10 protein-coding genes are annotated in these 14,704 nt (G+C 63.6%); 4 read left to right on the forward strand and 6 right to left on the reverse strand.

What is annotated here, in order from left to right; all coding sequences use genetic code 11:
- Together AC3WUT_RS08335 and AC3WUT_RS08340 are read right to left on the reverse strand one after the other, a co-directional pair.
- The coding region (locus tag AC3WUT_RS08335) for an Rpn family recombination-promoting nuclease/putative transposase (protein ID WP_492346602.1) at positions 1-742 on the reverse strand (742 nt) is incomplete at its 3' end.
- A 160-nt stretch (positions 743-902) separates the two neighbouring features.
- Positions 903-1,874: a LysR substrate-binding domain-containing protein gene (locus tag AC3WUT_RS08340; RefSeq protein ID WP_492346603.1), complete on the reverse strand. Its 972-nt coding sequence runs from the start codon at positions 1,872-1,874 to the stop codon at positions 903-905.
- 70 nt (positions 1,875-1,944) lie between these two features.
- Between AC3WUT_RS08340 and AC3WUT_RS08345 the strand changes: the two genes are divergently transcribed.
- Both AC3WUT_RS08345 and AC3WUT_RS08350 read left to right on the forward strand, forming a co-directional pair.
- The gene (locus tag AC3WUT_RS08345) at positions 1,945-3,024 is read left to right on the forward strand and encodes a threonine aldolase family protein (RefSeq protein WP_492346604.1); all 1,080 of its coding nucleotides are present in this window, start codon (positions 1,945-1,947) and stop codon (positions 3,022-3,024) included.
- Positions 3,025-3,107: 83 nt separating this feature from the next.
- The gene (locus AC3WUT_RS08350) at positions 3,108-4,088 is read left to right on the forward strand and encodes a tripartite tricarboxylate transporter substrate binding protein (protein ID WP_492346605.1); all 981 of its coding nucleotides are present in this window, start codon (positions 3,108-3,110) and stop codon (positions 4,086-4,088) included.
- Between the two features lie 95 nt (positions 4,089-4,183).
- On the opposite strand, the gene AC3WUT_RS08355 is transcribed toward AC3WUT_RS08350, so the two are convergent.
- The 4 genes from AC3WUT_RS08355 to AC3WUT_RS08370 all read right to left on the reverse strand — a co-directional run bounded on the left by AC3WUT_RS08355 (position 4,184) and on the right by AC3WUT_RS08370 (position 11,630).
- Positions 4,184-5,002 carry an alpha/beta hydrolase gene (locus AC3WUT_RS08355; protein WP_492346606.1) on the reverse strand — a complete coding sequence of 273 codons (819 nt, stop codon included), beginning with the start codon at positions 5,000-5,002 and terminating at the stop codon, positions 4,184-4,186.
- 218 nt (positions 5,003-5,220) lie between these two features.
- Positions 5,221-7,176, reverse strand: a complete 1,956-nt coding sequence (locus AC3WUT_RS08360) for a gamma-glutamyltransferase family protein (protein WP_492346607.1) — start codon at positions 7,174-7,176, stop codon at positions 5,221-5,223.
- A gap of 277 nt (positions 7,177-7,453) precedes the next feature.
- The gene (locus AC3WUT_RS08365) at positions 7,454-10,633 is read right to left on the reverse strand and encodes a beta strand repeat-containing protein (protein ID WP_492346608.1); all 3,180 of its coding nucleotides are present in this window, start codon (positions 10,631-10,633) and stop codon (positions 7,454-7,456) included.
- A 265-nt stretch (positions 10,634-10,898) separates the two neighbouring features.
- The gene (locus tag AC3WUT_RS08370; RefSeq protein ID WP_492346609.1) at positions 10,899-11,630 is read right to left on the reverse strand and encodes a helix-turn-helix transcriptional regulator; all 732 of its coding nucleotides are present in this window, start codon (positions 11,628-11,630) and stop codon (positions 10,899-10,901) included.
- Between AC3WUT_RS08370 and AC3WUT_RS08375 the strand changes: the two genes are divergently transcribed.
- On the forward strand, positions 11,629-11,931 hold the full coding sequence (locus AC3WUT_RS08375; RefSeq protein ID WP_492346610.1) for a hypothetical protein: 303 nt from the start codon (positions 11,629-11,631) through the stop codon (positions 11,929-11,931). The two genes, AC3WUT_RS08370 and AC3WUT_RS08375, sit on opposite strands and share 2 nt — an antisense overlap.
- Positions 11,932-12,090: 159 nt before the next feature.
- Positions 12,091-14,418: an IPTL-CTERM sorting domain-containing protein gene (locus tag AC3WUT_RS08380; RefSeq protein ID WP_492346611.1), complete on the forward strand. Its 2,328-nt coding sequence runs from the start codon at positions 12,091-12,093 to the stop codon at positions 14,416-14,418.
- Positions 14,419-14,704: the final 286 nt, after the last annotated feature.

Genomic DNA, 14,704 nt, shown 5'->3' on the forward strand with positions numbered 1-14,704 from the left:
GGGTTCCTTCCATCAGATCGGGTAGGTGGGCAAGTGTGGTGGCAACGCCTTTGCTGAGCTCGGGCGGGGCCTTGCGGCTGAGTTGTTCGCGCAGCCAAGCGTTGAGCGTGCGTTGCAGTTCATTTTGCCCCGGGGCCTGCAAGGCGAGTCGGAGGGCCATGACCAGCCGACCAACGGTATCAAATTCGGTGCTGCGTTCGAGTTGAAACACCGCGTCCACCAGATTGCGCACCTCGGCCGAGGGTGACAGTTGCAGCCGGGCCTCATCGATCAGGTGGTACATCAGCCGGGGCCGAAACCTGGCGAGGCCGGGCAGGCTGGGGGCGAAGCACTGGTTGACGTCGGTGGGGGCCCTCCAAGGGGCTTGGCCGTTGTAAAGCACCAGGGGGATGAGGCTAGGTAGCTTGCCCTGCTGCAGTTGTTTTTGTTTGATCAGGCTTTGAGCGAGGAGGCTGACGTAGGCCATCATGCGCACGGCCATCCACTTGTCGGGCTTGCTCTGAAACTCTAGCAGCAGATAGACCCAGACCCAACGGGTGCCCACTTTGAGGCGCCACACCATGTCGTTGTGGCGGTGTTGCTCAGACTCACTCACGTAGCTGGCGTTGATGCGCTCCAGGGTGTCAAAACGAGCGTTCTTGAGCCAGAGCCCGGGCACAAAGCCCAGCAGCAGGTCGCGCACCATCTGGGGGTGCGAAAACAGTTGCTTGTAGCCGCTGTCGTGCGAGGTTGTGGAGGCCATGGCTGGCCATCGTGGGGGGCCTTGGCCCGCCCGGACCTGGGGTTGGCAGGCCGTGGCCCTGGAGGGCCGCTTTCGGCGGTCGTGTGGGCCGTAGGCCGCACGCGCAATGGGTTGTTGCTGATCAAAGCCCGCTGGTGGGCGGGCTGGAGCGGGCCTTGGGTTAGCCGGGCTTGGCAGACCGGGGCTTTGGCGCCGGCTGGGGGGCGTGTTGGCGCAGCAGTGGCCGAAGTTCGGTCTCGATCACCTCGAGCACGGCCTGGCGGAAGGCGGCCACCATGCGTGAGTTGGGGGCCTGGGGGGCCAGCAGGATGGCCAGGCGCACGGTCACCGGCGGGCTGAAAGGCTTGATCACGAAGGCATGCCGGGGCTGTTCTTCGAGTGCGGCCAGGGGGTTGAGCAGGCTCACGCCCAGGCCGGCGGCCACCAGGGCGCAAACCGAGGCGCCCAGGTCGGATTCGAGCACGGTGTTGGGGCGCACGGCCTCGCTGGCCCAGACCCGGTCGATGCGTTCGCGCGGGTCGCTGCCCTGCGGAAACGAGATGAAGTCTTCGCCCTCAAAATCGGCGGCCTGCAGCCGGCTTTGCCGGGCCAGCCGGTGCTCGCCCGGCAGCAGGGCCACGCAGTCCATGCTGAGCAGGGTCTCGACCTGCATGCCCGGCGGGTCGCCGCCGTACAGAATGGCCAGCCCCATGTCGCACAGGCCGGCGCTGACCCAGCTGTTGATGGTGGTGGCGGCGCCTGAATGCAAGGTGACCAGCGATTGGGGGTGGGCTTGCTTGAACTTCACCACGGCCTGGCTCAGCAGGCCGCCGGCAATGCGGGCCATGGCGGCCACGGTCAGGCGGTCGCCCCCGAAGCTGCGGATGTGGTGGGCGGCCGATTCGAGGCTTTGCAGGCCGGCAAAGGTTTTTTCGACATCCTGAAAAAAGCGCTTGCCGTCGAGTGAGGGGTTCAGCCGGGTGCCGCTGCGGTCAAACAGCGCAAAGCCCGTGATGCCTTCAAGCTGGGCGATCAACCGGCTGACCTGGGGCTGCGAGGTGTGCAGGGCGCGTGCGGCTTCGGTCATCGAGCCGGTCTGCATCACCAGCCTGAAGGCCTCGATGTGCTTGAGGGTCATGCGGCGTTCGCTCATATCAATATTGTATGAAAAGCCCTTCAAGAAGCATTTGATGTATTGGGCGGCGGCGTGAATACTGTGCTTCATGACTTTGGCCCGACCCCTCTCGGCGCACCTTGCCGATGCCCATGCCCCCTGGATTGATCTGCGCAGCGACACCGTCACGCTGCCCACCGAGGCAATGCTGCACCGCCTGGCCCAGGCCGAGCTGGGCGACGATGGCCTGGATGGCGACCCCACCGTGCGGCGGCTTGAGCGCGCCGTGGCCGATCTGTTGGGCCACGAGGCGGGGCTGTACACGCCCACCGCCACCATGGCCAACCTGCTGGCGGTGCTGAGCCAGGCGCCACGGGGTTCGCGGGTGGTGCTGGAGTCGGGCTCGCACATGCTGTTGTCGGAGGGCGGCGGGGCTTTGCTGGCCGGGGTCGATTATCAGGGGGTGGCCGGGCAGGGCGGGGCCATCTCGACCGAGGCGCTGCAGGCGGCGCTGACCATGCCGGGGGCTTCGCCTTGCCGCCTGGTGGGCCTGGAGAACAGCCACCTGAATTCGGGCGGCCAGGTGTTGTCGGCGCAAGTGCTGCAGGCGGCGCAGGGCTGTGCGCATCGGCACGAGGCGCGGCTGCATCTGGATGGCGCGCGGCTGATGAATGCCGCCGTGGCCTTGCAGCTGCCGGTGGCTGAGCTGGCTCGCCATGCCGACACGGTGTCGCTGTGCCTGTCCAAGGGCTTGAGCGCGCCGGCGGGTGCGGTGCTGGTGGGCCGTGCCGAGACGCTGGCAGTGGCGCGTCGCCATCGCAAGGTGCTGGGGGGCACGCAGCGGCAGATCGGGCTGCTGGCGGCCACCGGGCTGGAGGCGATCCACAGCCAGCCGGCGCGCTTGGCACACGATCACGCGATGGCCGAGCGGCTGGCCCGCTCGTTGCGCCTGCAGTTGCCCCCGGCACTGGGGGTGACCGAGCCGGTCACCAACATCGTGTTCATCGATTTGCCGCAGCCTGGCCCGCAGAGCACCGCCTGGGCCGAGGCGGCGCTGCCGCACGGCGTGCGGGTGCGGCCCTGGGGCCCGTGGCGTCTGCGCCTGGTGACCCACCGTCACATCGACGAAGCGGCGGTCGACAGGGCGGTCGAGGCGCTGCAGCGTGTGGCAGGAACCTTGGTCGGATAAGCCCCCGGGCCCGCTGCCAGCGTGCATCCAGCCCCGTTATCAACCCTTGTTTTCAGATCCATCCCTTTCAGGAGTCACGAGCAATGTCCCAGTTGTCACGTCGTCATCTTCTTGCAGTGGCGGCCAGCGGTGTCTGCGCCACGCTGGCTGCGCCGGCCCGCGCCGACGCGTTTCCTTCGCGGCCGATCCGCATGATCGTGCCTTACGGTGCCGGGGGCGGCTCGGATTTTGTGGGGCGTCTGCTGGCCCAGAAGCTCACCGAGACCCTGGGCTGGAACGTGGTGGTGGACAACAAGGCTGGCGCAGCGGGCCTGATTGGCACCGATGCCGCGGCCAAGAGCGCCGCCGACGGCTACACCCTGCTGCTGGCCGATGCCGCCCACGCCACCAATGCGGCGGTGCATGTCAAGACCCCTTTTGACCCGGTGAAAGATTTCGCGCCTTTGAGCCTGGTGGGCTCGTCGCCGCAGTTGCTGGTGGCGCACCCTTCGGTGCCGGCCTCGTCGCTGCGTGAGTTGCTGGCGTTGCCGCGTGAGCGCAGCCGCGAGCTGAGCGTGGGCACCCCGGGCCAGGGCACCATCCCGCACCTGCTGTGCGAAACGCTGCGGGTCAAGACCGGGCTGGATCTGATCCATGTGCCCTACAAAGGCGGCAGCAGTGCCCTGAGCGATGCCGTGGGCGGGCAGATTCCGCTGGTGATCAACTCGGTGCCGGCCTGCATGCCGCACCTGGAGGCCCGCCGCCTGAAGGTGCTGGCCATTGCCAGCCCGGCGCGCCACCCCCGCATGCCGAGCGTGCAGACCTTTGCCGAGAGCGTGCCGGGCATGGTGGGCCAGGCCTGGTACGGGCTGATGGCCCCGGCGCGCACCCCGCCCGACATCCTGCAGCCGCTCAATGCCGCCATCGACAAGGTGCTGGCCTTGCCTGAAGTGAAGGCCAAGCTGGCCTCGGCCTTCATCGACCCCATGCCCGGTGGGCCGCAGGCTTTTGCGGGCTACCTGAATGACGAGATCGCGCGCTGGCAGGCGGTGGTCAAGCTCACCGGCGTGACGGCCAGCAGTTGAAGCGCCGGCTGCCGCGGCGGAGCGGCCCCGCCCACATGGCCGGTGCTGAGCCATGCCGTGCGCTTGGCCGGTGCGTCAGAAAGCCCAGGAACCGCTCAAGAAAAGAAGCGCTTCAGCGCGTCTTCAAAGGCTGGCAAATCGGCGCCGACGTGGGTGGTGTCGTACTCGGCCCTGAGCGCGACCAGACCCGGCAGGTGTTGCGCGACGATCTGGTCGAACAGGGGGCCGCCGATCAAGGGCTGGTTGCCGCCCACGGCGCCGGCCAGGAACAAGGTCGCCGGTACGGTTTTGCCGCTGATCTGCTTTTCAAAGGCCAGAACGGCGGCGGGGTTGGCGAGCTCGCCGACGCTGCACTCCGTTGACAGGTAGTACGAAAAACGGGGGGCCAGATTGGCGAGTGCGTCCAGGATCAGCGCGGCCACAACAAAGTAGCCACCGTGCGACAAGCCCGACAAGGCCCTTCGTTTGGGGTCTGCGCGGTACTGGCGCTCGATGACGGGCGCGAGTTCTTTCACGATGAAGTCGAGGTACTTTGCAGCGCCCGGCATGAGGAAGTCGGCGTTGCGCCAGGCCGTGCCGCCGATTCCCACCAGCACGGCCTGGGTGCTCCGGCGTTGCATCACCTCTTTGAAGGCGTCGAAGCGCGAGACACCGGGGCCGGCGTACTGGGCGTCTGATTCGATGGCGTAGATGACGGGCAGCAGGGCGGTGCTGGTGGCGTAGGCGTCGGGCAAGAACACCTGGATGGGGTAGGTGTTGCCGGTGGAGGTCGACTTGATTGTCGAGTTGATCACCTGGCCTGTCGCAGCAGACGTTGCCCCGCCGCCAGAGCCTCCGCCGCCGCAGGCCGATAGCACGGTGGCGGCAGCGGTGATGAGTGCATGGCGGCGCGCGGCTTGGAAACCAGTGCTCATGTGTGTGTCCTGTGGGGGCGCGATTCAGGTGTGAACCCGGCGCAGCTTGGGGCCGGTCTGTGCAAGATTCTGGCGCATCGGTCGGGGGATGTCACATGCAGGTCCGCGTTGGGGTCACCAAAAAAAACGCACCGCCGGGGCGGTGCGTGATCGGTGCTGGGGCCGGTAGTCATGGCCGCCCAGGGTAGGGCGGCCATGGCTTCAGGGGCAGGCCTTGGTCACAGGGCGCCGTCACCCAGCACAATGCCCTCGCGGCGTGGGTCGACGCCGCCTTCGAGCTTGGTCTGGCCATTGCGGTTGACCCGCATGATGGTGGAGACGCCGCTGGACTGCGCGCCATTGTTCACGGTGTGGCCCTTGGCCTTGAGGCCGCTGATCAACGCGCTCAGGTCGAGCGAGGTGTTGGACCCGTCCACGTTGGTGGTCGCGCTGTTGGTGGCACCGATGTTCACCAGCGAGGTGGCTTGCTGGGCATCGAGGCCCCAGTCCAGGGCGCCCACCACGGTTTTGAGCACATATTGGATGATGGTGCCGCCGCCCGGCGAGCCAGTGGCCATCACAAAGTTGCCGGGTGCTGTGCCCTTGAACACCAGCGTCGGGGCCATGGTGCTGCGGGGGCGCTTGCCCGGGGCCACGCGGTTGGCCACCGGCACGCCTGCGGTGTCGGTGGGCAGGGCCGAGAAGTCGGTGAGCTGGTTGGTCAGCAAAAAGCCGCCCACCATGTGGAACGACCCCATGCTGGATTCGACGGTCGAGGTCATGGAGACCACGTTGCCATAGGCATCGACGATCGAAAAGTGCGTGGTGCCTTTTTCGAGGGTCTTGTCGACGCCCAGCGGCACGTCGCCCAGGTTGCCGGCGGCAGCGGTTCCCATGGAGTTGCCGTTGGCGTTGATCAGCGTGGCCCGTTGCTTGAGGTAGGTTTTGTCGATCATGGACGACACCCCATTGGCGGGCAGCGGCACAAAGTCTGTGTCGGCCACATATTTGTCGCGGTCGGCGTAGGCCAGGCGTTCAGCCTCAGACACCAGGTGCACGCCCATCACGCTGGGCACCCCGCCTTCGTTGCTGGGGTTGCTTGGGCCGTATTGGGCGAGGTCGAAGTTCTCCAGAATGCCCAGCGACTGTGCGATGGCGATACCGCCCGACGACGGCGGTGCCATGGTGCAGATGTAGTAGCTGCTGCGGTACGTGGTGCACACGGGGTCGCGTTTCTTGGCCTGGTAGGCCTTGAGGTCGGCCACCGTGATCAGGCTGGGGGTGATGGGGGTCTTGGCCGTGTCGTCGCCGACCGACTGGGCAGCCTTGGCCACGATGGCCTCGGCCATGGCGCCTGAGTACATCACGTCTGCGCCGCCGGCGGCAATCGCACGCAGCGACTGGGCATAGGGCAGGTTGGTGGTCACGGTGCCGGTGGTCTTGGGGCTGCCGTCGGCATTGAAAAAGGTGGCCACGGCATTGGCGTCCAGGCGCAGGCTGGCCGCGTTGGCGGCAATGGCATCGCCCATGCGCGAGGGGATCTTGTAGCCATTGGTGGCCAGGCTGACGCCTTCGTCGAACAAGGGGCCCCAGGACAGCTTGCCGTGTTCTTTGTGAGCCAGATCGAGCATGCGCATCACGCCGGGCACACCAATCGAGCGGCCACTGCGACGCGCGCTGGGCACGGGCGCGGGGGACGAAGCGTCTGATTGGGTCTGGCGTGCCAGGTAATAGCCCGTGGCTGCGGCAGGGGCTGCTTCGCGGCCATCGTAGGCAACCACCTGCCGGGTGGCCGCGTCGTAGTAAACCATGAAGGCACTGCCCGCAATGGTGCTGGATTGGGGCTCGACCAGGCCCAGCACGGCTTGCACGGCCACTGCTGCGTCCACTGCGGTACCCCCGGCCTTGAGCACATCGCAGCCGGCTTTGGTGGCCAGTGGGGTGTTGGCCACGACCATGTAGTTGCTTGAGGTCTTGGCCTTGTAGCCCAGGCGATAGCCCGAGGCGGCTTCGGGGGCGGCGGGGTCGCCCGCCTGGCCTGAGCCCACCACCACGGGGGTGCCGGTACTGGAGGCCACCGAGCAACTCTGGGCATTGGTGTCGACGATCAGGCCGGAGTCTGAACCCCCGCACCCATACAGGGCCAAGGCCGCGGCCACGGGGGCTGACGCCCAAAGCCATGCTGTTTTCTTCATTTCATATCCCTGTGACAACAAAAAATAGGCAGTTTTACGCTGCGGAAATAATTCAGCGCAATAACTGTGCCTTGCTGGTTGCCGGGCGCGGATCAAGGTAAACCCGCGGTGCACCGATTTGGTGAGGGATGCCTGGTGTGGCAAGGGGGCCGTGGCAGAGACGCGACGGCCGGTGAGTGCAGCGCACTACCGGCCGTCGGTGGAAGGGGAGAGGGGGCTGCCAGCCCCGCGGCGGATCTGCCGCGGGCGGGCATCAAGGCACCAAGGGCCTGGTAGATCAGGCGGTGGCACGCCTTTTGGATTGGGCCCAACGGGCGCCAAGAATCCCGAGGGCGGCCATCAAGGCCGTCAAGGCCAACTGGGCCCACTGCGACAAGGTGGGCACGCCGGCCACGCCCGCGCCACCTGGAACCCCTGGGCCGCCTGGGTCAACAATCACGCTGTTGGCGGTCAAGTCGTTGTCACCCAAGCCGCCATCGGTCAAGGTCAGGACCACGGTGTTGCCACTGATGGAGGCGCCCGGAAACTGGTACCAATGGGCCACGGGGTTGGCGGCTGTCTTGCCGTACTTCCAGTACACGGCATTGGCTGGCAATGCCGTCGGATAGGTGATGGTGACGGTTGCGCTGGTGCCGGCGGAGCCGGTATCCAGTTGCAGATCAAGCAGTCCGTGCGGGAATGAATAGCCGCTGGGGGGTGTGCCGGCCGTCGAGGCGACCGACACAAAGCTGGCACTGCGCACCTGCCATGCGGTCCCGCCGCTGGAGCCCGTGAGGACCAGCCGCCCACTGCCGGAATCGGTGGCCGTGGTGCTGTTGGGGGCCGAGCACAGAGCGGTGCTGGCTGTCGTGGTGCAGCTCCAGGTCCAAGGGGACCCGGTGGTGACCGCGCTGGCATCACCCACCTGACACAGGCTAGCGCCCGAGGGGGCAAAAACTGTCGCCGTATTGTTGGCCGTGCCGCAAGTGGCGCCCGAGTTGGTGCCCACGCTCAGGGGGGCAGAGTAACCCCAGCCCGAGGTGCCCGCGCCATTGATGCGCAGCAGGTAGCTCGAACTTGCGCTCAGGCCTGTCACGGTTGCACTGGTCGATGTCGAGGTGATGGCGGACTGGAGTTGGGCTGTGGCCCAGTTGGTTCCGCCATCTGACGACTGTTCGATCCGGACGCCGGTGGTGCCAGGGGCGCCAAAGCCGACCGTGGCCGTGGTTTCAGCGACCGAACTCAGGGTCAGGACCGGCAGGCCGATCAGATTGGACCAACCCACGTAATTGGAATTGCTGTCACTGTCGTTGAGGCGGAAGAAATATCGAACGGCCGGATCCAATCCAGAGACTGAAAAGCTGGTGTTGGCGCTGTTCAAGGTGCCCGAGGGGGTGACTGTCGCGTTGCTCCAGGTGGTTCCATCGGTCGATTGCTCAACCAGGAAAGCCGTGCTGTTGATGGCCGGCACGGTGCCGCTGGCCAGCCCCAGGCTGGCGGCGGTGGGGGTTCTGGCATTGAAGACCAGAAGCGGGGCGCTGTAGGCCAGAGCGCTATCGTCTTGATCTTTGACGATGGTGAGGGATGGGCCGTGCACACCCGCACCCAAGGTGTTGCTGTGACCGAGCGAAAAGCCGGCCAGACCCGGATTGCTGATCAGGCTGTAGCCGTTGACCGAGAGCTCGCTGCCGGGGCGGAACGACTGCCAACCCCCCGCCATCGAGACATTGGTCGAGCAATTGGTGATGACGTTGCCTGTGATCGTGGCATTGCCGCCGGCAAAAAGGCCGACGCTGGTGATCCCGGCACTGGTGTAAGTGCTGATGAGGTGGGCCTGGTAGCCGCTGATGGTGTTGCCCGTGATGGTGTTTTGGCCGCCGTAGATGTAGATCCCGTTCTCGAAGCCGTCGGCCGCCCTCAATCGTTCTGCATGGGCCGTGCCGTTGAAGGTGTTGTTGGTGATCGACGCGCTTTGGCTGTTGTACAGGTGCACGGCATCCCTGAAGGCGTTGCTGCTGCCAAAGGTGCTGCCTGTGACGCTCAGGCTTCCCTGAAAGTCATAGTCGGCATACACGCCATAGCTCATATCTGAATAGCTGGCGTACAGGCCTTGTGCCGTGGCCAGGTTGTTTTGCGCCATGAATTGGCTGTTTGTGAACCAGAAGTTCTCGAAAACAATGCCATTGAGACTGGCCTGGGAGGCGCCTGTCAGCAGGATGGCCCCGAAAATGCCGGTCAGGCCTTGTGCATTGGCCGTGCTTGCAGCATTGCGCACCGTGAGGTTGCTGACCACCAGTTGGCCGCCTGTGCTGACCAGCCAGAACAGGTTGCCGCGGTACCTGCGGTTGTTGCTGGCATCGGGCATGCCCAGGTGAAAGATGGTCTGGTCGTCGTAGCTCTGACCCAGGCCGCCCAAGGCTTCAATGATGGCGCCGTTGCCTTGGATCGTCAGGGGGCGATTGATCTCTGAGCCAAAGATTTGATAGGTCACGCCGTTGACCAGGCGGATCGTCGACACCGTGGGGTCATTGATGGCTGCGCTCAAGGCAGCGGAGTCGGCAGGGTCGACGGTGGAGCCCGTGACTGCATTGACACCGATCGTGAAGGTGCGGCTGGCGCTGGCCACGCCGTCGCTCACTTGCAGGGTGAACGTATCCGTGCCGACGTAGCCGGCGGTGGGCGTGTAGGTCAGATCGGTATCGGGCAGCGTGACCTGGCTGCCGGCTGTGCCACACACGCTGTTTGCACAGCTTGTGCTGGCCGTGGCGGGGAAGCCGGTCAGGGTTCCGTGGGTGGGGGCGGTCGTGACGGTCCAGGTCAGGGTTTGATTCACATCGATGTCACTGACGGCGAGCTGATGGCGGATGCTGGTGCCGCTGGAGTTCACCGTCAGGGCGGACTGCCCCCCCACAAAGGTCGGGGCAGTGGCGGTGACCACCGCCACGTTCGAGGCCGCACTGACGACCCCGTTGATGCTTTGTTCCACATAGTGGCCGTCGCTGACCGGGGTGACATTGGAGAACCGATAGATGCCGCCCCCGATGTCTGTGGGGGTTGTGGAGATCACCGTCCCGTTCCACGATTTGAGGGTGACCACAGCCCCCGGATAGACGTTGCTCACATCAACCTGCCGAACGCCTGCAACGATGCTGGGCGTGCGCAAGGCGACGTTGAAGAAGGGGGTGTTCGAACTGCTGAATCCATTGGCAGATTGAATGACGTAGTAGCCAATGCCGTTGGGTTCGACAGAGCTGAACCTGTAAACACCACCACCTTGCGCGCTGGGGGTGTTGGAAACAAGAGTGCCATCTGTCAAATAAAGCTCAATCGTGGTGCTCGCCGACACATTGCTCACGTCCACCAGTTCGGTCCCGGGGGTGGCCGTGGGGGTGCGCAGTGTCACGTTGAAGAACGAGGTGTTTGCACTTTCGCCGCTGCCATCGTCTTGAGTGACGTAGTAGTAAATCGCATTGGGCATCACGTTCTCAAAGCGATAGTCGCCCGAAGCATTGGCCACGCCCGTGGTTTGCAAACTGCCATTGGTTAAATACAAACGAAATGTGGCGCCAGCAGCGCCTGATACATCCACATATTCGGCACCGGCCGTTGCCGTGGGTGGGGATGACGCTTCAGCAGGCATCGCTGACCACGACAGGAAAACCATGGCACAGACCAATAGCCTGTTTATCAATATTCTCAGCACAGAGCGCTCCCTTTTACGTCAATCAATCATGTCTTGAAAATCAAAATCCAATTATTCTCAGTGCCATGGCACGCGCGATCATTTGCGATCTGTTTTCGGCTTCCAGCTTTTCTCTGGAGCTGTTGATGTGAGAAATGACGGTTCGGGTGGTGATTTTTAATTCTTTGCCGATCTCGGCATCACGCAGGCCCCGGGCTGCCAGTTGCAGGCACTGCAATTCACGGGCGCTGATGGAGCGCGCAAGATTGATGGGCTGCATTTTCATGATCCGCTGGATTGCCGAGTGCATGTACATGCTCAACAGTTGACCATACGGAAGAGTATTCAAAGTACGCTCATATTCGGTATCAGGATCGGCATCCTTGGCGATGCCCAAGCCGCCCACAGTCATTTGGGACGGCCCCAAGGGGAATACCGCGCCAGCCCGTATACCGTAACGAGATGAGGTTTCCAGGATTTCCCGACCTTCAGGACTGTCGAAATCTGAATTTCGCCAGGCATGTGGTAAATCACTCGTCAGCATTTTCAAAGAGGGTGGATCAATTCGGTACCATTGCTTCTCTTTGAATATTTTCATATATTCAGGATCGTAGGTTCCGACGAAGACAGGGGCGGGATCTTGTGAGATGGATTCTTCTTTCCGCATCATCACAAACATGAACCACTCAAAGCCAAGCTTCTCTATCGCTTTTTGAGCGAATTCTTTGAGACTGTCAAAATCTTGGGCATCGCGTACGGCGGCCAAGTCTTGATGTGAAACGGCGAAGGGCATGGAGCTCAGAATTTCAGGGCGAGGCAAACATGCATTTTGCCAAACGGGAGAAAAAATAATATTGTCAGAACTGACAATGCGCCCAGGTAGCAGCCAGAAGGTGTTTTATCTGCGAAACTGTTTGTTTGGGGTGCCGAAATCGGCTGTGCCCATCAAGGATAAGCCACGAATGTTTGTGTCATATATGGGACATTTCGGCGCCGTTTCCAACACAGAAACTAAGCTGGATGGTATCCATGCTGCCAATCATGGCTGTTTTTTGCTGATCCTGATCACTTGTGATTATTTGAGGTGTCTGTGAAAGGTATATATGATTTATATTCCTGTCGAATCGGGGCGGGATCCCCGCCTTGAAATCCGGCTGGGGGCAAGCCCCACGAGATGGGTTGTAGGGCTGTTGGCCGTGCTTCCGGGTTTTGCCGGTGCGGTCTGCAGTGTTTCGGGTACAGCGCAGCTGTCCGTGACGCAGTGCGGTGTCGGCGGCGTGCAGTATCGGACGGGGGCGGGCAGCTTGGTGCTGAACGTGGATGCGATGACGCTCCCCAGCGCGGGGGTCGACGTGGCGCCAGAGGGGCCTGACGACCAGAACAACACAAGTGGCGGCCCCTACGACCATACCCTGAATCTCACAGGATTGACGTCGATCAACAACCCGACTTATAGCGGCGTGATCATGCAGACGTACAAGGCTGACCGCAAGGCGACGGTCACGGCAGAGTCGGGCGTGGTCATCGATTCAGGAGGGGGGTTTGGCGGTATCTGGGTGCGTAACGACACATCCGGAGACATCTCCATCACGTCGGCTGCGAGCGTGACCTCAAGCAACGATGCGGGGGTGACAGGAACCACCAACCTGGGCAATGTCTCGGTTTCCAATTCCGGGCGCGTCATTTCATCCACATCGCGTGGGCTTTATGCCGATGGGGGTTACAACAACCCGAGCTCCGGCCAAGCGCTGGTTTCCATCCTGAACGACGTGGGGGGATGGGTCACAGGGTATACAGCCGGTGCGCGCTCAATCAATTATCAGGGGATGTCGCAGATCGAGAACCGGGCCAGGATTGAATCCACCACCCGTCAAGCGGCGGTGGCCTGGTCAAACAATGGCCCAGCAAAAATCATCAATTCGGGCACGCTTGTCTCAAGCGACGATCATGGGATTCAGGTGGCCACAGAGTTTGGCAATGCAACGGTGATCAACAGCGGCAGCGTCACGGCCAGCGATGATCCGGGAGTTGTGGGCGGGGGGGTGTCTGGTTTTGCTGCGATTTATGCCGAGGTTGATCTCGATACGGCCAGCACGCCCGGCGTCCATGGCGATGTGTCGGTGACCAATCAGGCCGCAGGGGTGGTCAGTGCGCCCAACGACTATGCCATCTATGCAGCATCTCCCCTGGGGGATGTCTCGGTGTTGAATGCGGGCTCTGCCAGCGGTTTGCATGGGGTTTGGGTCAATGCCGTGTCGGGTGCGGTCACCGTCACCAACAGCGGAACCGTCACGGCAAGCGATTCTGCAGGTATCGGTGTGCGTGTGGCCGCAGGCAGCAGTGGGGTGATTGAGAACAGCGGCACGATCACGGGTGTGGTCAATGCGATCCAGACCGACGCGGCCGCGTCATTGACCCAGATCCGCAACCTGAGTGGGGGTGTCTTGGAGGGTCACCTGGCGTTGGCGGGCAGCGGTGCCGTCATGAACGGCGGGACACTGGTCCTGCCTGCGTCGGGCAGTTCAAGCGTGGCGGGGTCGTACACCCAAAGCTACAACGGCAGCACGGGGCTGCTTCGGGTGCGGGTGTCAAGCGCCACGGTGTTCGGCAAGTTGGCGGTCACCGGGGCAGTCAATCTGCCCAGCGGAGCCCGGATCGACGTGCGTACCGGCGATTCGGCCAACTGCAACGCCATCCCGGTGGGCACTGTCCTGGCCAGCGTGATCAGCAGTGGGGCGTCGCTGTCGTCCAGTGACATCACGGTCACTGACGACTGCACGGGCATGAATTTCAGTGCGGTGCGCAATGGCCAGGCGATTGATCTGGTCAGTGCCTTGCCGGTTCAGGCCGCCTGTGGCGATGCCATCAACCATGCGACAGCCTTCAGCCCCAGTACCGACCTGTGCTTGCGCGGTACGGCATCTGTGGTCAGCAGTGGCAGCCCCTGGACCTGGACCTGCCAGGGCACCTCAGGCGGAAGCGACGCAGTTTGCACGGCGCCGAATGCCAGCACCGCAAACATTGGCAACGGCACCGGCTTGGGTCGCGCCGACGTCAGCAGCCCCAATGGCAACACCAATGCCTGGACTGTCGATGCGGCCAACTCGAAGGGCTTCATCGCCACCACAGACCCCAAGGCGCCCCCGCAATTGCCCCCCGGGGTGACCTTTCCGTTGGGCCTGTTTGACGTCAAGCTGGTCACCGGTGACCCCGGAACGCAGGCCCAATTGACGATCCGCTATCCGGATCCGCTGCCCGCTGGCGCTGTCTGGTGGAAATATGGCAAGACCCAGTCGACACCCAGCCCTCACTGGTATGTCTACAGCGGTGCCGTCCTGTCGGGCAATACAGTCACCCTGACGTTGCAAGACGGTGGACAGGGGGACGATGACCTGCAGGTCAACTCTGAGATCGTGGATCCGGGAGGGGTGGGGGTGGGTGGAGGCGCCAGCATTCCCACGCTGTCTGAATGGGGCCTGGCAGGGTTGATCGCCTTGGTGGGTGGCATGGGCTGGTGGGGGCGCGCCAGGGCGGCCCGGTTCAGGGCGTCTGGTGCGTTCATCTCGGGGCGTTCTGCCTGAGCCTCTGGGGGGATGCCTCTGGCGCGGTGCGCCGAGGCGTGCCGTGCCAGGTTTGGGTTTGGGTTTGGGTTTGGGTTTGGGCGAGGCCATCAGCCCGCTGCCCGGGTGATGGCGGGCAGTCTGGCACTGCAGTCGATCTGGTGGTGCGCGCCTAGGTCGGCGCTGGGTGGGCACTTCGCGGTTTGGCGACGGGCGGTGTCTTATGATCCAGCCGGTCAAGGCGCTCAAGCAGAAGCGCCGGGGCAGTGACACCCGTCCTTTCGGTGCGCTGCACGATCAGGGATTG

Source organism: Curvibacter sp. EU05-FHT14A10 (genome assembly GCF_058791075.1).